We start from the raw sequence: 20,269 nt of genomic DNA, 5'->3' as shown, positions 1-20,269 counted from the left end.
TCTCAGCGCGATACACTTCAATCATATTAGTCCACGGAAGGGAAAGTCATGTCCGAACCTGCCGACCTCGTTGTCGAGATCGAAGCGCTGGAAAACAAGCTGCAAGAGGCGAAATCCTCGATCACCCGCCGCTTCATCGGGCAGGAACGGGTCGTGGACCTGACGCTGACCGCCCTGCTGTGCGGGGGGCACGCCCTGCTGATCGGTCTTCCGGGTCTGGGCAAGACGCGACTGGTCGAGACACTGTCGACGGTGATGGGCCTGCACGGCAACCGCATCCAGTTCACGCCCGACCTGATGCCGGCGGATATTCTGGGGTCCGAGGTTCTGGATACGGCAGATGACGGCAGCCGCCACTTCCGGTTCATTCCCGGCCCGATTTTCTGCCAGTTGCTGATGGCGGACGAGATCAACCGTGCCAGCCCGCGGACCCAGTCGGCGCTGTTGCAGGCGATGCAGGAACGCACGGTGACGGTCGCAGGCGAAGACCGTTCTCTGGGCGTTCCGTTCCACGTGCTGGCGACGCAGAACCCGATTGAACAGGAGGGCACCTATCCGCTGCCCGAGGCGCAATTGGACCGGTTTCTGGTGCAAATCGACGTAGACTATCCTGATCGCCAGACCGAACGCGATATTCTGCTGGCCACAACCGGGGTTGAGGAAGAAGAGGCCAGCCAGATCTTCACCAAGGAGGAGTTGCTGGCTGCACAGGTTCTGCTGCGGCGGATGCCGGTGGGAGAGTCGGTGGTTGAACTGATCCTCGATCTTGTCCGGGCCTTCCGTCCCGAGGAACAGGGTGTGACAGACCGGGTGGCCGAGACAGTCGCCTGGGGCCCCGGCCCGCGGGCGGCGCAGGCCCTGATGATGACCGTGCGAGCGCGGGCGATGCTGCAGGGGCGGCTGGCGCCGAATGCCGAGGATGTGCTCGATATGGCGCGACCGGTGCTGAGCCATCGTATGGCGTTGAACTTCGCGGCGCGGGCGCGAGGCGATAGCCTTGCCGAGTTGATCGACTCGACCGCTACCGGGCTGATCCGGACCGAGGCTGCGGCGTGAATGCGGCGCTGACCCTTCGCGAAAGATCCGAAGCCGAGGCGTCCCGGTTGCCGCCGCTTTTGGCGCGCGCCGAGCATCTGGCAGGGACGGTTCTGTTGGGGGATCACGGTCGGCGGCGCTCCGGCATGGGCGACGATTTCTGGCAGTATCGCCCGGCCCAGATCGGTGACAGCCGCCGCATGATCGACCATCGCCGCTCCGCCCGGGGGGATCAGCAATTTGTCCGCGAACGGGAATGGCAGATCGCGCAATCCATCATGTTGTGGGTCGATCAGGGTGCTTCGATGCGCTTTGCCTCTGATCAGACCTTGCCCGCCAAGGCTGACCGGGCACGCCTTTTGGGGCTGGCCACCGCCATCCTGCTGGTGCGTGGCGGGGAACGGGTTGGCCTGACCGGAACAAAACTGCCGCCGCGACGCGGTAATGCCCAGATCATCCGGTTGGCCGAGGCCTGGTCCGAGGATGAACAGGCCGACTACGCCCCACCGGAACATCGCGCCATGATCCCGCATGCGCGTGCCGTTTTCATCTCGGACTTTCTGGGTCCGATGGACGAGGTCGAACTGGCTCTGACTAAGGCCGCCGACCGGGGTGTGCGGGGCGTTGTGTTGCAGGTGCTGGACCCGAAAGAAGAGACCTTTCCTTATCGCGGGCGCACGATTTTCGAAAGCGTCGGTGGATCGCTCCGCCACGAAACGCTCAAGGCAGGGGACCTGCGCGAGCGGTATCTCGAGCGACTGGCGCAGCGCAAGGATGCGCTGACCCAACTCTGCCGTGCGACCGGGTGGCAACTGGGGTTGCACCACACCGGTGACAGTGCGCAGGCGGCTTTGTTGTGGCTTTATCGGGCGCTGGACGGGGGCATGCGATGACGGTTCTGGCGGGCATCGGCTTTACCGCCCCGTGGGTTCTGCTGGGTCTTCTGACCCTGCCGATCCTGTGGTTGATCCTGCGTGCGGTGCCGCCCGCCCCGATCCGCAGGTTGTTCCCGGCGGTCACCTTGCTGCTGGGCCTCAAGGATGACGAAAGCATCTCGGACCGAACTCCGTGGTGGCTTCTGTTGCTGCGGATGCTGGCGGCAGCCGCAATCATTATCGGTTTGGCGGGACCGGTCCTGAACCCATCGCGCGATCAGACCGGGACCGGGCCGTTGCTGCTGGTACTGGATGCAAGTTGGGCCGGTGCGACGCGCTGGTCCTCGACGCTGGATCAGATCGATGCGCAGCTGACCGAGGCCGGACGCGCCGGGCGGCCCGTGTCAATTCTGCGTCTCAGCGAGCCGGAACCGCCTGTGTTTCAGGCGGCTGAGACGTGGCGCAGCCGTTTGCCGGGCCTGACGCCCAATCCCTGGCAACCAACCGAGGCGCAGACCGAACAGGTTTTGGCCGCGCTCAACGATGTCGACGGCGGATTTGACACCCATTGGTTCAGTGACCGGCTGACATATGACGGCCACGATCGATTGGTTTCGGCCCTGCAGTCCCGCGGGTCTGTGACGGTGTACCGATCGCCGGCGCCGGCCATGGCGGTATTGCCCGCAGCGTATCAGGACGGGGTCATTCAACTGACCGTGCTGCGGGCCGAGCCCGGGCCTACGGATACGGTGACGATTCTGGCGCATGGCCGCGACCCGGCGGGCACGGCGCGTGTGCTGCAATCTGCCGAACTGACCTTTGAGGCCGGTGCGACGGACGCGCAGATCGAACTGGCCCTGCCGTCCGAGTTGCGCGCCCGGATCACCCGGTTTGAGCTTCAGGGCCAGCGTTCGGCTGGCGCCGTCACGCTGACCGATGACAGCCTGCGCCGGCGCGAAGTTGCGCTGATTGCGGGAACGGTCAATCGTGAGGGGTTGGAGCTGCTGTCACCCATGCACTACCTGACACAGGTGCTGATCCCCACGGCGGATTTCGTGGATGGGGGCTTGTTGGACGTTCTGCCGGCCAACCCGGACGTGATCGTCTTGTCAGACGTGGCACAGATGTCGGACACCGAAGAGGCCGGGCTGATCGAATGGGTCGAACAGGGTGGGCTTTTGTTACGCTTTGCCGGTCCACGGATGGCGGCCAGCGATCTGGGTCGCGACGAAGAGGATACGCTTTTGCCCGCGCGTCTGCGCAGCGGCGGACGCACCGTGGGTGGCGCGATGAGCTGGGGCGAGGCCAAAACACTGGCACCATTCCCCGAGGACTCACCGTTCTTTGGCTTGCAGATTCCCGATGACGTGGTGGTCTCGACGCAGGTTATGGCGCAACCAGACCCTAACCTTGCGGATCGGGTCATTGCCGCGCTGTCGGATGGCACGCCTTTGGTGACCCGCAAGGCGCTGGGTCTGGGGCAGGTCGTGCTGTTCCACGTCACCGCAGATGCAGAATGGTCCACTCTGCCGCTGTCGGGTCTGTTTGTGGAAATGCTGGACCGTCTCGCGGTCGCATCGGCGGCAAAATCCCGACAGGAGGCTCAATTGCAGGGCACCACCTGGGAGCCGGTTCAGATCATGGACGGGTTTGGGACACTGTCGGACGCAGGCACCCTGGCCGGGGTGGACGGTGTGCAGTTGATTTCCGGACAGATCGGGCCGGACCTGCGTCCGGGCCTGTATGAAAGTGGCAAACAGAAGCTGGCGCTGAATGTCCTGTCGGAAGACGCGGTACTCAACCCGGCTGTCTGGCCTGCGGATGTTCCGATCCGGGGACAGGAAGTTTCCACTGAAACACCACTCGGCGGCATCCTGTTGAGCCTCGCGCTGATCCTTCTGACAGTTGACGTGATCGCATCGCTGGCCTTGTCCGGGCGACTGGGATTGGCGCGTGCCGCAGCCATGGCACTGGGTGCTGTGTTGCTGGTCCCCGACGCGCAGGCGCAAACGCCCGAAGACACTGCATTTGCCCTTGAAGCCACGCAAGAGCTTGTCCTGGCGCATGTCCTGACGGGCGATCAACAAGTCGACGATATCGCACTGGCCGGGTTGCGCGGACTGGCACAGACGCTGTTCTACCGCACGTCCGTCGAACCGGCGGACCCTATCGGTGTTGATCTGGAGCGGGATGAGCTTGCCTTTTTCCCGCTGCTGTATTGGCCGATTACGCCCAGCCAGCCACGACCCTCGACCGAGGCCTACGCCAAGCTGAATGCCTACCTGCGGTCCGGCGGCATGATCCTGTTTGATACACGTGATGCCGATATTGCCGGCTTCGGTGCCTCCAGCCCCAATGGGCGCAAGCTGCAGCAACTGGCGGACCCGCTGAATATCCCCGCGTTAGAGCCGATCCCGCGCGACCACGTGCTGACGCGTACATTCTACCTGCTGCAGGATTTCCCGGGGCGGTATTCCGGAGCAGAGGTCTGGGTCGAATCCGCGCCGTTGGACGCAGAACAGATCGAGGGGATGCCGTTTCGCAACCTCAACGACAACGTGACGCCGGTGGTGATTGGCGGCAATGATTGGGCCGGGGCCTGGGCCGTTGATCGAAACGGTCAGGCGTTGCTGCCAGTCGGGCGCGGCTATGCGGGCGAGCGGCAACGCGAGATCGCCAACCGCTTTGGCGTCAATCTGGTGATGCATGTGCTGACCGGGAACTACAAATCCGATCAGGTCCACGTGCCGGCCCTTCTGGACAGGTTGGGACAATGACAGGAACCGTCATCTTTGATCCTTTGATCCCCTGGCCCATTCTGGCCGGCGTGGCAGCGGTTGCTGTGGCAGGGATTGTTCTGGCCTTGTGGCGCGGCCTGTCCGGGTGGGCTTTGCGCGGCTTGGCGGCGCTGGTCATTATCGCAGCACTGTCCGGGCCGGTGTATCAGGTCGAAGACCGCGCGCCGCTGACCGATATCGTCCTGATGATCGAGGATGAAAGCGCCAGCCAGGCCCTTTCGGATCGGGCCGAGCAGACGGCGCAGGCGGCTGAGGACCTTGCCGCCGAGATCGAATCCCGTGACAACACCGAACTGCGGCGCATTCGTGTGGGCGACAGCGACGGGGACGAAGGTACACAGGTCATGGCGGCCCTGAACGCCGCGCTGGCCGAGGAACCGCGGGCGCGCATCGCGGGCATTCTTGTCGTATCGGATGGGATCGTTCACGACGTTGATCAGGCCCCCGATCTGCCTGCACCCATGCATCTTCTTCAGACCGGTCGCGACAGTGACTGGGATCGCAGGCTCATTGTGCGCAACGCCCCGGCTTTCGCCATTATTGATGAGCCGGTCACTCTGACCCTGCGGGTCGAAGACAGCGGAGCCGCCCCTGCAGGAGCGACGACGGCCCCTTTGGAAATCTCAGTCGACGGCGGTGAGGCTGAACGCTTTAGCATTCCCATCGGCATCGACGTCGAGTTGCCCGTCACGCTGCCGCATGGCGGGCGCAACGTCATTCAGTTCACCATCCCGCAAGCCGAGGGTGAGTTGACCGATCGGAACAACACCGCCCTGATCCAGATGAACGGCGTACGCGACCGGTTGCGCGTGCTGCTGGTCTCGGGTGAACCGCATCCCGGCGGGCGGACGTGGCGCAACCTGCTGAAATCCGACAGTTCCGTCGATCTTGTACATTTCACCATCCTGCGCCCGCCAGAAAAGCAGGACGGCGTGCCGGTGGATGAACTGTCGCTGATCGCCTTCCCGACCCGCGAGTTGTTTCTGGAGAAGATCAACGATTTCGACCTGATCATCTTTGACCGCTACAAGCGGCGGGGCATTCTGCCGGCGATCTATCTGGATAATGTGACCAGCTATATCAACGACGGCGGCGCCGTGCTGATTGCGGCGGGTCCGGATTTTGCCTCGGCCGATAGCATTTTCCGCTCGCCTCTGGCACCGATCCTGCCCGCGCAGCCCACTGCCCGCGTGCTGGAAGAACGCTATGTGCCGATGGTCAGCGATCTGGGCCACCGGCATCCCGTAACCACCAATCTCGGGGATTCCGAAGACTGGGGGGCGTGGCTGCGGCAGATCGATGTGAACCATCGGTCCGGCGAAGTTTTGATGACCGGACTGGACGAGCGCCCTCTGCTGGTGCTGGACCGGGTGGGCGAAGGACGGGTGGCGATGCTTGCTTCGGACCATGCATGGCTGTGGAGCCGGGGGTTTGAAGGGGGCGGACCGCAACTGGAGTTGTTGCGCAGGCTGGCCCATTGGATGATGAAAGAGCCCGAGCTGGAAGAAGAGGCGCTGTGGGCCGAAGCAAACGGCCAATCCATGCGCATCATCCGCCAGACGCTCGAAGACACCGTGGGTCCGGTGACAGTCACCCGCCCAAATGGTGAAACACTGGATATCACGCTGGAAGAAGTGACGCCCGGGCGGTTCGAGGCGCGGTATTTCGGGCCTGAAATTGGCCTCTACCGCCTGCAGGAAGGTGACCATGCCGCAGTGATTGGTCTCGGCCCTGCGGCACCTCGGGAGTTTGAACGCACCATTGCGACTGGCGAGATACTTCAACCGGTTCTGGACGGCTTGCGCGGCGGTGTGGTGCGTTTGGAAGACGGCTTGCCCTCCATCCGCAACGTGCGCGCGGGTCGGCCCGCAGCGGGGCGCGGGTGGATCGGTTTGACCCCTCGCAACGCCTATGAAACACGCGATGTCACTCAGGCGGGCCTGTTGCCGCCCTGGCTCGTCCTGCTGCTGGCCGGTGGGTTTCTGCTGGGCGGCTGGTTGCGGGAGGGGCGAGGCTGACGCCGTTCAGTCAATCCGCACCGACACCTGATCTGACTGCCCCTGCGAATCCACGACGACCAGCGCTGTATAGCCCGGTCCCGGGTTTGGGATTTCGAACTCCCTATGGCGTTGACCGGTCATCACAGGTGTCCCATTCGCCAGGACCGAGAACGGGCCGACCCCGCCCCGTAGCTTAAGGGTCAACGGAGTCCCAAAAGTCTCTAAAACGGCGTTTTCCGGCGGGAACAGCACATCCGGCGCCGCGGCATCGTCCTCGAAAGCGGCGCGACGCGGGCGGAACCTTTGCAGGGGAGGGGGCAATTGCGCGGCGCCGACAATCAGGGTTGCGGGTGGCGGTGGGCCGAGCGGTGCGAAACTGGGCTTCAGAAGGCCGAATGCCTCGAACAGCAGCGGGGCCGCAATTTCGCCGCCAAAGGCCCCCGGTACGGGTGTTCCATCCGGGCGACCCAGCCAGACACCGATGACATGCTGCCCGTCAAACCCAATGGCCCAGGCGTCTCTGTGCCCGTAAGACGTGCCGGTTTTGTAGGCCAGCCCACGCGCCGGTGCACCGGATGGCGGCACAAGACCGGCGAGAATATCCGCGACCTGCCACGCAGAGATGTCTGACAGGATCCGTTCGGTTTGCTCTGGCCGCTGCAGAACCCGGTCCCGCAGGGCCGGCCCTTGTCCGCCTGCAGCCAGTGTCGCGTAGAGTTGTACCAGATCGCGCAGGCTCAGACCCACTCCACCCAGCGAAATCGCAAGCCCCGGGGACCCGCCCGACATGCGCGGATTGGTTCCAGCGTTGCGCAGGGCGGCCATCACGCGGGCCGGTCCCAGCTCATGGGTCAACCGCACAACAGGGATGTTCAGGGACAGCTGCAACGCGTCACGCACCCTGACGTCGCCCCGGAACGCTCCGTCGAAATTCCGTGGTGCATACCGGCCAAACATCACCGGGCTGTCGCTGATCAGGGTTTCGGGATGCGCCAGACCCTGATCAAAGGCGAGCCCATAGATCAGAGGTTTCAGTGTCGATCCCGGAGACCGCAGCGCCGTGCTCATGTCGACGAACCCCTGCCGGTTGTCGTGGTATCCGGCGGACCCGACCGAGGCCAAAACCTCACCGTTTTGATGATTGGCCACGATCATGGCGCCGGACACCTGCGGGCCAACCCGGGCGGCGGCCTGCGCAACCAGTGGCTCCAGCCGGGATTGCAGGGTCGCCGCCAGCGTCAGATCATGCATGCGGGCCTCGGGGTGCATGCTCAGCACGCGATCTGTCAGATGCGGGGCGAGGCGCGGAAAGGGTCGCATTTCTACAGGTATGGGTTCAATCTGAGCGCTGCGGGTTTCTGGCTCGGACAGAACGCCGTATCCCTGCATCCTCTCCAAGATCCGGTCGCGGGCCTGGCGGGCCGCATCAGGGCTGCGATCCGGTCGCCGTGCTTCGGGTGACTGCGGCAGGGCAATCAGCAGCGCGGCCTGGGCCGGTGTCAGCCGCCGAGGGTCCTTGCCGAACCAGGCGCGGGTTCCGGCGCGAATGCCTTCCAGATTTCCACCATAGGGCGCGTGCGTCAGGTACAGCTCAAGGATCTGTTGTTTGGTCAGACGTTGTTCCAGCGCCAATGCGACCCTGATCTGGCGCAATTTGCCGTTCCAGCGCCCGGTCGGGCCATCCTCGATCAGGCGTGCAACCTGCATGGTCAGTGTTGATCCGCCCGACACGATGCGCCTGTGCCAGAGGCTTTGCGCCGCAGCCCGTGCCATTGCCACGGGGTCTACGCCCTGATGCGACCAGAAGCGTTTGTCTTCGTACCGGATCAACATGTCGGTAAAGGCGGGGTCGACCGGACCGGGCCGCAGGCGCCAAATGCCGTCTTCGACCGGGATGGCGCGCAGCAGGGCTCCGGTGCGGTCCCGCATCTCGACCGAGGTTTCCGCCAGTACAGGCGGCAGGTCTGTGGTCACCACCCACGTCTCGGCCCGATCCCGCGCCAGCGCGGCAAGGTACAGGAACCCGGCCAAAGCCACCAATAACCGCGTGGCCCTAGGCATGGTCGTACCGTGCAACGGGATATGACGGAGCGCTAATCACCGGACCGCAACGTGGGCCGTACCGGTGCGCGCCCTGTTCCGGGGCCGGTACATATCCTCGACCGAAGCTGCTGGAAGGCGGAACTCTCCCGGAGTGACCGCGCGGGCCACATAGGCAAGTGTCACGGTCTGCCGACCAAACAGATCGACCGCCGCCAGAAACCGGTCCGAGCGAAACTCGGTATGGGTCGCCTCGGACAGGTCAAGCCAGTCCAATGCCCGTACATCACCCGAGCGCAGCAGGCTGGGATTGTCGATTTCGATCCCTGCGGCCAGCGGATCGTCCACTATCAGCCGCGCCCCGCCATTTTCGAAGGGCCGAACTGTCAGAACGGTCACAAACCGGTCGCCAACGGTGAAATCAGGGGTCTCGAGCGGGTCCCCTTCCAGCGAGTAATAGCGCCGCTCAATCGCGTAACCGGTGCCACCGGCTTCCGGTGCTACTTCGGGGATGCCGGTGACGGTCAGCGTTATGTCGGTCGGACGGCCATCTGTGGCGGTGATATTCAGGTCCTGGTTCTGTCCCGTTTCCAGAACCTGCACGAACGGCCCCTCAACCATCGCACCATTCACCTTAAGCCCGCTTTGCGTTGGGTCCGAGACCAGCGCATGCGCCGCGAGCAGGGACCAAGCGGCCTCCTGCGTCGACAGGCGGGATCGCCCGGCGCTGATCCGCTGGATGAGGGCGTCCCGGTCGATCACCTCGCTTCCCGCATCCACGGCCAGGGTCAGCAGTCCGGCGGCGTCGCGCAGGTCGGTGCCGTAATCGGCCCGCCAGTAGGTCTGGTTCTGGGCGGGGCGCTGGGCCAACAATTGCGCTGCACGGGTGAACATTGCATCTGCGCGTGTCTGATCTCCGTACGCGGTCAGGGCCGCACCAAGCTGCGCTGCGGCCAGCGGTGTGTCAAACGCATCGCCTTTGACGTCTGCATAGTATCTCAGGTCGCCCATCGACGCTGCGCCTTCACGTGCCAGCACCATCAGCGCATAGGCGATGTCCTGACCGCCCGTGTCGAAGTCCGGCGCATAGTTGATGCGGTTGCGCAGGTTGTCCATCGCCTGAGCAAAGGCGCGATCTGATACGGCATAGCCTTGCGCGCGGGCGCGAGACAGGAAATCGGTGACATAGGCGTCCAGCCAGAAATCACCGCTGCCCGCACGCCAGAGACCAAAACCCCCGCTTGACGACTGCCGTGTCAGCACGCTGCGGATCGAGGCGTCAATGCGCTGATCCACGGCCGGACCGTTCCCAAGCCCCGTCGCCTGCGCGACCGAGGACAGGTACAACAGGGGCAATGCCTGGCTGGTGATCTGTTCGGTACAGCCGTAGGGGTAGCGGTTCAGCTGATCCAACAGGCCCGGCGTGTCGAACTTAGCCAGCGGACCGGCCGACAGGATCGCTTTGGCCGTGCCGGGCCGGTAGCCGTCGAACACATCCTGCGAGAACAGGAAGCTGTCGCCTGCGCCCAGCGCAAATCTCCGTGTCATCGCGACAACAGGATCATTCGCGCGCACGGGCATCTGCAAGGTCTGAGACAGGTCGCGGCCATCCGGTGTTGTGATGGACACACTGATCTCGGGGTCTCCAACCGTATTGGCGCGGATTGGAACCTCGAACACGGCTTTGCCGTGTTCTTCGAGTGCGAAACTTGCGGGAACTGCGCCGAGGTCCAACTCGGACGTGGTTTTCAGCCCAAGCGCCATATTCCCGGCAGCACCATCCGCATGGACGATTTCCAGCAACATCCGGCTTTGATCGCCAGGGGCGAGAAAACGGGGCAGGCTGGCGGTCACAACAACCGGATCGCGGACAATCATCTCTGCTTCGGCCTGGCCTACGGCGGCGCGGGACCACGCCACGGCCATCAGGCGGACCGTCCCGTTGAAGGCGGGCAGGGGGATGTCAATCTCGACCTCTCCATTGGCACCCACCTGAACCGGTCCACTGAACACCGCCATCAGGTCTTGCGTCGGTGGGGGCGACTGACGCCGCATTCCTGCGTCACTGTCGCCTCCGGATCGGACGATGCCCATCGCGCCGTTCATACCATCGATCAACCGGCCATATACATCGCGCAAGTCCACGCCCAGGCGGCGTTGGCCAAAGTAGTAACCCTGCGGGTCCGGGCTTTCGAACCCGGTCAAGTTCAGGATGCCAACATCCACGGCCGCTACAGTCAGCCACACGGGGTCGCCCTCTTGAGAGTTTTCGACCCTAACAAGGGCCTTTTGTGTTTGCCGGGGCAAGGTCACGTCTGGCACACCAATGGTTACGTCCAATTTCCGATCCGTCGCATCGACAGCGGCATGCGCCACACCCAGTGCCCGCGCGGGGTTCTGCCCGGCGGCGATATCCATCGGACGGATGACCGTGGCGGTCACATAGGCCCCAGCGCCCCACTCCTGCGTGACATCGATTGGGATCACGGTCTCGCCTTCCGGCACCTCAATCATTTCACGGTGGATCAGCCGGTTCGAGAGCACCTCGATCTGCGCCACACCCGCCATGCGCGAAACAATCCGAAGCTGCCCAGTATCACCCGCGCGATACCTGTCGCGGTCGAGCGACATCTCCAGCCTGTCCGGGGTCGTCGACGCGTCAGCGGACTGATACCAGCCCGCATAGAAATCGACCGCAGTTTCGGCGTAGGGTCCATCCACCCGTTGCACCACCAGCTCATACCGGCCCCAGTCGACAGGTTGGGTCAGGATCAGCGGGTCAGATGTAAAGTCAATCTCGCCCGTCGCAACACGGGTGCGCCGTGTCGTCGGCTCCCAATTCCAGTTGCCGTATAGCTGATACCACTGGTACCGCGTTTCAACGCGGTTCAGCGTCCAGCGCAGGCGCATGGGGCTGGGTGCCAGTTCAGGGGTCAGGCCGACAATCTGGAACGTGGCTTCTGTACCTTCGGGTATTACCTCTTCGAACATCGGCCTGATGCCGATCAGAGGCTGGGCCGGTTCAACGGGTACGGTCAGGCGACGCTCGACAGGGCGGCCGGAACCATCCGCCAACCGCGCGGTCACGGTTGCCTCAACAGGCCGTCTTTCCGTCTCTAAAATGGGGATTTCGATGGCAATCGTGGCCAACCCGTTTGCATCCGTGCGGGCGTCTCCGAAATAGGTGCTTTTCGTGGATACCTCCGCGTCATAGCGACCAAAGCGGTATCCTTCGAAGCCGGCCAGGGTCTCTGCCGGGGCCAAGCTGACCTGCCCTTCGATGGTCAGGTCAGAGCCTGGCGCGCCAAACAGATACCGCGCGTCGATGCTCAGAGGCGGGCTGTCACCCGGACGCAGGGGCGCATCGGGCAAGGATAGTTCGAAATCGATGCGTTCGGGCAGGAAGTCCTCGACCAGCACTGTCTGACGGGCCAGCGCATCCCCTTTGGGATCTGATTTGACCTCGATCTTCCACGCGCCACGCGGCGCGTCCACAGCAACCGGAAGCGCGAATACATGGCCTCCGGCAACACCGCCGTTCGAGACGGATCGACGGTATTCAACACCATCAGGCCGGTACAGAATGGCGGTGAGGGGCAATCCTTCGATCGCCAGTGCCTCACCATCGCGGGTCAGCGCGGTGACGTGAATCACTTCGCCGGCGCGGTATGCGCCCCGATCACTGGTCAGGAAGACGTCAACCGGCCCGGCGGGCGCACGCCCTTCGACACCTCGGTCCGACAGATCAAAGGCAGGATCGGTCAGCGACAGGAAGCTGAAGTCGCCATCACTTGCGGACGCAGTCACCAATGCCGGCGCACTGGCGCCGGTGCCGCGGGTCAGGCCCGGCTCAAAACCTGCGTACCCGTCTGCGTCGGTCTGTGCCTTGGCAATTACGGCATTGGCCTTTGAGATGAGCGAAACCTCGATCCCCGCGCGCGGGGCGGCATCGTGCAATCCGCGTACCGTGACATGCAGCCCGTCGGTGCCAAGGGCTGTGCTGAGCCCCAGATCGGTCAGTACAAACCATTGTGTCGCCCCCGGATCGTCATAGGGATCGGCCCCCGGAACACGTGCGGTCAGTGTGTAGATGCCCGCAGGCTGATCCGCGATGGCTTCGGCCATCGGCAGGCGGGTTGTCATGGTCTGGTTCAACTGATTGGGAACTTCAGCCGTGCCGGTCCAGATATCCTCGGCAATTTCGTCCGAGAACTCACGTTCCTGCCATTCGCTGAGCGGACGACCGAAAAAGTCCTGCTGCACGGCGCGCAGCAGGTTGCGGTCACTGACTCGCCGCAGGGTCAGGTCCAGTTCGGCAACGTTGACTGTCTCGGCTGGAAGGGCCGCATCCGCCGATTTGGGAAGAATGTAGCTGCGCCCCGGAAACCGGACCGAAGGGGTGCGATCCCGCACATAGTGGGTCAGTTCGACGCTGCGAGTCAGAACCTCGCCAGAGGCTGCGGGCAGGCCTTCGCGCAGGGTCAGGCGATACCGTTGGCCATGCGCGACCCCATCGACACAGAGCTGCGCATCGTCGACCTGTACTACCAGACCCTCGGAGTCGCGCTGTACAAACGGATCATAGTCCACTCCGGCTTTGACCAGTGGCTCAGAAAACGCGACGCAGATGCGGGGCAGAGCCGCATCGCTTTCGACCGTGCTGTCTGCGACACGGAGGCCGTATTTGCCAATTGCGTCATCCAACTTGGCCAAGACATCTTCGCGTGGCTGCACTTGTTCCGCCAGTCTGAGGACCGGGATCATGTCACGCCCGCGTTCCACCTCTTCCAGTGCATCGGCGAGGGTCATGAGGGCCGCAATCTGAACACCGGGTGCGTCTGCACGCAGATATCCGTTGATGGCGGCGTTCACAGCGCGAGTGCGCAGGTCCCGTTTTTCATTCCAGCCGGACGGGTTGAGGGTCAGCAACAATCGCGCGTATTCGGTCCAGAGGTCAGACGCATCACTCAGCGACACGGCGACACCGGTCCACTGCATCGCCTGGGTCACGTTGGTCGCATTGCGGGCCGCACTCAGAACCGCGTCGAGCTCCAGCCCACCCGCGTTGTGCACAAACCCCAGATCACGGGCCTGTTGCGCCGCGCGGTCCAGATCGGCTGACCGCAGGGCTGGCAGCGCCGCTGCGCGCGTTTCTGCCAGGTTTAGGGTCTGTTCTATCGTTGGTACCTTCTCTGCCGACAGGGCGCCTTCGTAGACGTCCTGCCTGTTCACGCCACTTTTGGGGAAACAGGCGTTTGACCGGGTATTGTACGTAAATGCAGTACACCGGTTGTTGGCCGAGCATGCCTGAATGCAGGACTGGAGGCCCGTGTCAAACAGCGCATCCAGGTCTGACCCGTAAAAATCCGCATCCCGGGTCGTGATATAGCGAAACTCAGGGGCGGGAGACTGGGCAAAACCAGCGGCAGGCTGAAGAATAAGCGGCAAAAGAAACGTCAGAATAAATAAAACAAAGCGGTGCATGACGGCCTCCTCTTTGCCGTCAGCCTCGCATGCCGTTCGCACGGTTTGCAACGGCTTAAACACTTTTTCACCGTCTGCCGGGATGTTGGGTGCAGGTTGTCTCGGGATCACCAAACATGAGTTTTGCAAACAAGCTGGCGCAGGAACGGCGCGCACGTCTGGCGGCGGAGCGATTGCTGGAATTGAAGCAGGCCGAATTGTCGGCGGCGAACCGGAAACTGGGCCGCCACGCGATGGCCTTGACCAGACAGATTGGCGAAACCCAGGCCGAGGTTGAGACGGTTCGCGGTGAGAATGAAAAGGTCAAATCCGACCTGACTGTTGCCAATGCCAAGATCGAAGTTGCCGAAAGGCGGCTTTGGCATTCGATCCAGACCATTCAGGACGGTTTTGCCTTTTTTGATGGCGACAGCCGCCTGATCAGCGCCAACACGGCGTATCTGAGCGTTTTTGAAGGTCTGGACGAAGTTGCGCCCGGGATATCGTATCAGCGTATTCTGGAGCTGCTGACGAACGAAGGGATCGTGGATATCGGGTCCGAGCCTGCAGGGACGTGGCGCGCCAGAATGCAATCCCGGTGGGCACGCAGCACCCCGCCGCCCGTCGTGATCCAACTGTGGAACGGCCATTACATCAGGCTGATCGATCAGCGCGGGCATGGCGGCGATGTGGTGAGCCTTGCGCTCAACATCACCGCCTCGGTCCGGCACGAGGCCGAGTTGCAGGCCGCAATGGAACGGGCCGAGGCGGCAAACCGGGCAAAATCCGCGTTTCTCGCCAACATGAGTCATGAAATTCGCACGCCGATGAACGGCATTGTCGGCATGACCGAGCTGTTGACCGAAACGTCTCTGGACGAAGAACAAAGGCTCTACGTCAACACGATCCGCAATTCCGGTGAGGCGCTGCTTGTCATCATCAACGACGTTCTGGACTATTCCAAGATCGAGGCGGACAAGCTGATCCTGCATCCCGAGCAGTTCGACCTGGAACGCTGTATTCTTGAGGTGGCAATGCTTCTCCAGCCCAGCGTGCGCGACAAGGGGCTGTCCTTGCTGGTCGACTACGACCTGTTCCTGCCGACCCTGTTTGTGGGCGATCCCGGCCGGGTACGACAGGTTCTGACCAATCTTGTGGGCAATGCCGTGAAGTTCACGGCAGAAGGTCACGTTCTGATCCGGGTCACCGGGGTGCCGCACGCGGATACGCAAAGCTGCGACATCCATGTTGCGATCGAAGATACCGGCATTGGCATCGAGGCCGACAAGGTTGGCCATATCTTCGGCGAGTTCAATCAGGTGCAGGATGAGCGCAATCGTCAGTTCGAAGGTACCGGGCTGGGTCTGGCGATCACAAAACGTCTGATCAATATGATGGGTGGCGCGGTCTGGGTCGAAAGTGAATTTGGGCAGGGGTCCTGTTTCGGGTTCCGCTTTTCCCTGCCCACAGCCGAAGGACCTCAGCCGGCCCCACCCGATCTGGCCGGGCATCTGAAACATGTCATGGTCGTCGAAGACCTTGCCGTGAATCGCGCCATTCTGGCCAAACAGCTCGGTCGCCTCGGGGCAGAGGTCACGATATGTGCCACGGGCGCAGAGGCGCTAAAGGCGATGACCAACTCGGTTGACCTGCTGCTTTGCGATCATGATTTGCCGGATATGGACGCTCTGGGGCTGGCCACGGCTTTGGCCGAAACGGGCTGGGCCGACCTGCCGGTCGTCGTGATGTCGGCCAACCCTGCCGTGATCCACGCCAGTCCTGCCCGTCATCTGATCGAAGGTGTCCTGCAAAAACCGATCCCCCGAGCCGAGTTGTTTTCACGGCTGATGGCGTTGGAAGGTCTCTCGGAAACGGTGGGTGGAACCGATACCTCAGGAGCAACACCGGTGGAATCGATAGCCGGGCCACAGGGCCAAAGGCGGATGCGGGTTCTAGCAGCAGAGGACAACCGGACAAATCAGTTGATCCTGAAAAAGATGGTCAAGGATCTGAACATCGATCTGCGCTTTGCCACCAACGGGATCGAGGCGGTCGAAGCGCATCTCGAATTCGACCCGGACCTGATCTTCATGGATATCTCGATGCCGAAGATGGACGGTAAGCAGGCAACAGCAGAAATTCGTCGGCGCGAGATCGAAACCAACCGCCACGTCCCAATCGTTGCCCTGACCGCGCATGCGATGGAGGGGGATGATCAGGGTATCCTGTCGGCCGGGTTGGACCACTACCTGACCAAACCCCTGCACAAGCAGCGCATCCACGAGATGGTTCTGACCTATCAACCTAAAGAGGCTCTGCCGGTGATTGCCGAAACTCCGCAGGCGGACTAGGCTCGGGTCATGACGCAGGATCGTGGTTTTCGTCCCCGTGCATTGGGTGAGATTGCAATTCGCTGTGCGAACATGAGCGCGATGGTGGAATTCTATGAGACGGTGATCGGGCTTGGGCGGCTCAGCGGTGATCATCACAGCGCCATCACCTTTTTTCGCATCGCCGAAGGGTTTGACGGACATACGCAGGTTCTCGCGCTGTTTCACCACTCTGCCACCCCGCGTCCGGGCCTGCACCCAAAAGGCGGCGGGCAGCTGGTAACGGGCGGTGGCTCGTCGCTGCATCACATCGCACTGTCCCTGCCGTTCAGCGAGCAGGACGCGGTGATGCGCTGGTATGAAGAGATCGGGCAGCCCTACAGGGTCGAGCAATTCGGCTGGATCGGCTGGCGCGGTATTTTCACCGAGGACCCCGAGGGGAACACGGTCGAACTGGTTGCATACGACCCGTCGATGTTGGATCAGGCCTGATAGGGGCGCACGAAGACCGGTTTGCTCTCGTCTGACAGGTCCGGTCGGTACACGTAACCACCGCTGTCAAAATCCAAAAGACCTTTGGGATCGGTCAGACGGTGCTGGATGACGTACCGCGCCATAGCTCCGCGCGCCTTTTTGGCGAAGAAGCTGACAATCTTGGGGGTGCCCCCTTTGTCTTCCATGAACACCGGTGTGATCACGCGCAGTTTCAGGGCTTTGGGGTCCACAGCGCCAAAATACTCCTGGCTGGCGCAGTTGACCAAAACATCGGTTCCGATCTCGTCGGCCTGGGCGTTCAATGCTTTGCTCAGCTGATCGCGCCAGTAGTCATACAGGTTCTTGCCACGACGGGTTTTCAGCTTGCTCCCCATCTCAAGCCGGTAGGCCTGAATCGCGTCGAGCGGACGCAAAATGCCGTAAAGACCGGACAGGATGCGCAGGTGATCCTGCGCCCAGACCATCTCATCCGTGTCCAGCGACGCAGCCTCAAGCCCCTGATAGGTATCGCCCGCAAAGGCGAGGGCGGCCGGACGGGTCATGTTGGGGTCAGGTGCGTCGGAAAACACGCGGTACCTGTCTCGATTTAGGCGCGCAAGATCATCGCTCAGGTCCATCAGTGTCTTGAGATCGCCAAGGGTCAGATTGCGGGCGGTCTTCGAGAGCCGGATCGCGTCATCCTGAAACTCGGGTTGCGTGGCCTCTACGTTGCGCTCTGCCCAATCCAGCCGCTTGGCCGGGGATATCACTACCAGCATGTCCGCCCTCATTCCTTGCCTGTTCGGCTGTATCTAGCCCGCGATACGCAGCACGTCCAGAAAGGCGGCGCCAAACCTTTCGTGGCGTCGATCGCCCAGAATCTGTTCCATCACATGCGGATCGTCCGTGCGCAGTTGCGCGACCTTGGCCAGTTGCGAGGCCGAACAGGTCAGAGGCTTGTCGATGCCGTCCGGGCCACGCGACAATTGCGACTGAACCTCAAGCAAACGGTCATAAATATCGCCCTGCTCGCGCCCGGCGAGTTTGCGCCGCGCCGGGTGCAGGTCTTCCTTGGCACCAGTCAGCACCTCAAGAAACGTGGCGCCGTAGCGCTCGAGCTTTTTCGCGCCTATTCCGCTGATCCGTGCCATGTCGTCCAGAGTCTTGGGACGGGTTTCCGCCATTTCGATCAGAGTGCGATCCGGGAAGATGACATAGGCCGGGACGCGCGCGGATTCCGCCAGCGCGCGGCGTTTGGCTTTGAGAGCCGACAACAGCGGCGCGTCCTCTTCCGAGACCATGGCCTTCACCGCCGGTCGCCGGGTCGCTTTGCGGATCGAGTCCTTGCGCAGTTCGATCTGCGCCTCGCCCTTCAGGATCGGTTTGGCCGCTTCTGTCATGCGCAAGGCGCCATGGCGGTCAGGATCGGGGCGAACCAGATCGTGCCCCATCATCTGCCGGAAGATCGCCTGCCACTGCGGGCGGGACCAGTCTTTGCCGATGCCGTAGGTCGACAGGGCATCATGCCGCCGGGCCCGGATCTTGTCGGTCTGATTGGCCAAAAGGATATCGATCAGATGGCCTGCGCCAAACCATTCCTCGGTGCGCAGGATCGCAGACAGCGCCATACGCACGGGGGTGGTGCCGTCGAAGATTTCGGGCGGGGCATCGCACAGATCGCATTTGCCACAAGGCGCGGCCTGCTCGCCGAAATAGCCCAACAGGGTCTGACGCCGACATTCCAGCGCCTCGGCCAGGCCCAGCAGGGCATTCAGCCGCGCGTGATCGGCCGAGCGCCGCTCGGACGGGGCAAGCCCTTCGTCGATCTGCGAACGGCGCAAGCGAATATCGTCCGGCCCGAACAAGGTCAGGGTTTCGGCAGGGGCGCCGTCGCGTCCGGCGCGCCCGATTTCCTGATAATACGCCTCGATGGATTTGGGCAGGTCGGCATGGGCGACCCAACGGATGTCAGGTTTGTCGATGCCCATGCCAAAGGCCACGGTGGCGACCACGATCAGGCCATCTTCGCGGGCAAAGCGGGTCTCGACGATGCGGCGATCCTCGGCCTCCATCCCCCCATGGTAGTGGCAGGCGGTATGGCCATCGGCGCGCAATGCCTGGGCCAGCGCTTCGGTCTTGCTCCGTGTGCCGCAATAGACAATGCCTGACTGCCCTCTGCGGGCTGCAGCGAAGTCGAGGATTTGCTTGCGTGGTCCGTCCTTGGCGGCGAAAGCCAGATGTATGTTGGGCCGGTCGAAGCCGCGCAGAAACTTTCGCGGTTCGATACCGTCGAACAGCTTCTCGACAATTTCATCCTGCGTTTCCGCATCCGCTGTTGCAGTAAAGGCGGCCAAGGGCACGTTCAGCGCGCGCCGCAGCTCTCCGATCCGCAGATAGTCGGGGCGAAAGTCATGACCCCATTGGCTGACGCAATGCGCCTCATCCACCGCAATCAGGCTAACACTGATCCGACGCAACATGCCCAGCGCGGATCCGGCCGCCAGCCGTTCCGGTGCCATATAGAGTAGTTTCAGCCGCCCTTCTTCGAGCGCTTCCCAGACGGCGTCGGTTTCTTCAGGGGTGTTTCCCGAGGTCAGCGCGCCAGCCTCGACCCCGGCCTCCTGCAGGGCGCGAACCTGATCGCGCATCAGGGCAATCAGGGGCGAAATCACCACGGTCACACCGTCCCGCAACAGGGCAGGTAACTGATAGCACAGCGATTTGCCGCCGCCGGTTGGCATGATGGCCAGAACGTTCTCACCCGCCGTCACGGCATCGACCACCTCTTCCTGCCCGGGGCGGAAGTCGTCGAATCCAAAGACATCTCGCAGCAACGGTGCGGCGTCGAACATGTGCGGGGTAGCCCTGTTTTATAGTTTGGCTGCTCTTAAGACAGGACCATCACATACTAAGATTCAGTGAACAAGAGGTCAGTAGAAATAGACCATGTTGTTGACCAGAACAATCCGCAAGGCGTACACGCCGATCAGAACCACCAGCGGGGTCAGATCGATACCGCCCATGGCGGGCAGGATACGGCGGATCGGGCCGTAGATGGGTTCCAGAATGCGGTTCAACCCATACCAGATTTGCGCCACAAGCTGTTGATGCAGGTTCAGCACCTGAAAATTGATCAACCAGCTCATGATCACATGGGCGAGGATGATGAACCAGACAACGTCAAGGATCAGCAGCAGGATTTGGATCAGCGACAGCATGGGAACTCCGTTTTCACATCTGTCGAGACCTAAGCG

General features: G+C 62.5%; 11 protein-coding genes. 6 read left to right on the top strand and 5 right to left on the bottom strand.

Translation table 11 applies throughout. The features are described 5' to 3' along the window. The first annotated feature begins 48 nt into the window (after positions 1-48). From ACR3E0_RS00730 to ACR3E0_RS00715, 4 genes are read left to right on the top strand one after another with little or no spacing between them, the layout of a single operon-like run. The gene (locus tag ACR3E0_RS00730; RefSeq protein WP_480475203.1) at positions 49-1,056 is read left to right on the top strand and encodes an AAA family ATPase; all 1,008 of its coding nucleotides are present in this window, start codon (positions 49-51) and stop codon (positions 1,054-1,056) included. Next, complete coding sequence (locus ACR3E0_RS00725; RefSeq protein WP_480475201.1) at positions 1,053-1,928, top strand: DUF58 domain-containing protein; 876 nt, start codon at positions 1,053-1,055, stop codon at positions 1,926-1,928. The genes ACR3E0_RS00730 and ACR3E0_RS00725 overlap by 4 nt, the downstream gene beginning before the upstream one ends. Next, positions 1,925-4,687: a DUF4159 domain-containing protein gene (locus ACR3E0_RS00720; RefSeq protein ID WP_480475199.1), complete on the top strand. Its 2,763-nt coding sequence runs from the start codon at positions 1,925-1,927 to the stop codon at positions 4,685-4,687. Before ACR3E0_RS00725 ends, ACR3E0_RS00720 begins: the two co-directional genes overlap by 4 nt. Next, entirely contained in the window at positions 4,684-6,726 is a 2,043-nt protein-coding gene (locus tag ACR3E0_RS00715) for a hypothetical protein (protein ID WP_480475197.1), read from the top strand. Before ACR3E0_RS00720 ends, ACR3E0_RS00715 begins: the two co-directional genes overlap by 4 nt. A gap of 6 nt (positions 6,727-6,732) precedes the next feature. Here the strand turns inward: ACR3E0_RS00715 and pbpC are convergent, their stop codons facing one another. After that, positions 6,733-8,769, bottom strand: coding sequence for a penicillin-binding protein 1C (gene pbpC, locus ACR3E0_RS00710; RefSeq protein ID WP_480475195.1), 2,037 nt, complete (start codon positions 8,767-8,769; stop codon positions 6,733-6,735). Positions 8,770-8,805: 36 nt separating this feature from the next. Next, the gene (locus ACR3E0_RS00705) at positions 8,806-14,232 is read right to left on the bottom strand and encodes an alpha-2-macroglobulin family protein (RefSeq protein ID WP_480475193.1); all 5,427 of its coding nucleotides are present in this window, start codon (positions 14,230-14,232) and stop codon (positions 8,806-8,808) included. A 116-nt stretch (positions 14,233-14,348) separates the two neighbouring features. Here ACR3E0_RS00705 and ACR3E0_RS00700 point away from each other — a divergent pair, with 116 nt between their 5' ends. Further along, entirely contained in the window at positions 14,349-16,562 is a 2,214-nt protein-coding gene (locus tag ACR3E0_RS00700; protein WP_480475191.1) for a response regulator, read from the top strand. Positions 16,563-16,571: 9 nt separating this feature from the next. Beyond that, positions 16,572-17,033 carry a VOC family protein gene (locus ACR3E0_RS00695; protein ID WP_480475189.1) on the top strand — a complete coding sequence of 154 codons (462 nt, stop codon included), beginning with the start codon at positions 16,572-16,574 and terminating at the stop codon, positions 17,031-17,033. Here ACR3E0_RS00695 and yaaA read toward each other — a convergent pair. The 3 genes from yaaA to ACR3E0_RS00680 all read right to left on the bottom strand — a co-directional run bounded on the left by yaaA (position 17,024) and on the right by ACR3E0_RS00680 (position 20,233). Then, the gene (yaaA, locus tag ACR3E0_RS00690; protein WP_480475187.1) at positions 17,024-17,794 is read right to left on the bottom strand and encodes a peroxide stress protein YaaA; all 771 of its coding nucleotides are present in this window, start codon (positions 17,792-17,794) and stop codon (positions 17,024-17,026) included. The two genes, ACR3E0_RS00695 and yaaA, sit on opposite strands and share 10 nt — an antisense overlap. 33 nt (positions 17,795-17,827) lie before the next feature. Next, positions 17,828-19,867, bottom strand: coding sequence for a DNA helicase RecQ (gene recQ / locus ACR3E0_RS00685; protein WP_480475185.1), 2,040 nt, complete (start codon positions 19,865-19,867; stop codon positions 17,828-17,830). Between the two features lie 78 nt (positions 19,868-19,945). Next, positions 19,946-20,233, bottom strand: coding sequence for a YggT family protein (locus tag ACR3E0_RS00680; protein ID WP_480475183.1), 288 nt, complete (start codon positions 20,231-20,233; stop codon positions 19,946-19,948). Between the last annotated feature and the right edge of the window lie 36 nt (positions 20,234-20,269).

Source organism: Ruegeria sp. AJ12, assembly GCF_056536245.1.
The sequence above is the reverse complement of the archived record's forward strand: the minus strand, read 5'-3'. Positions and strand labels throughout refer to the sequence as shown.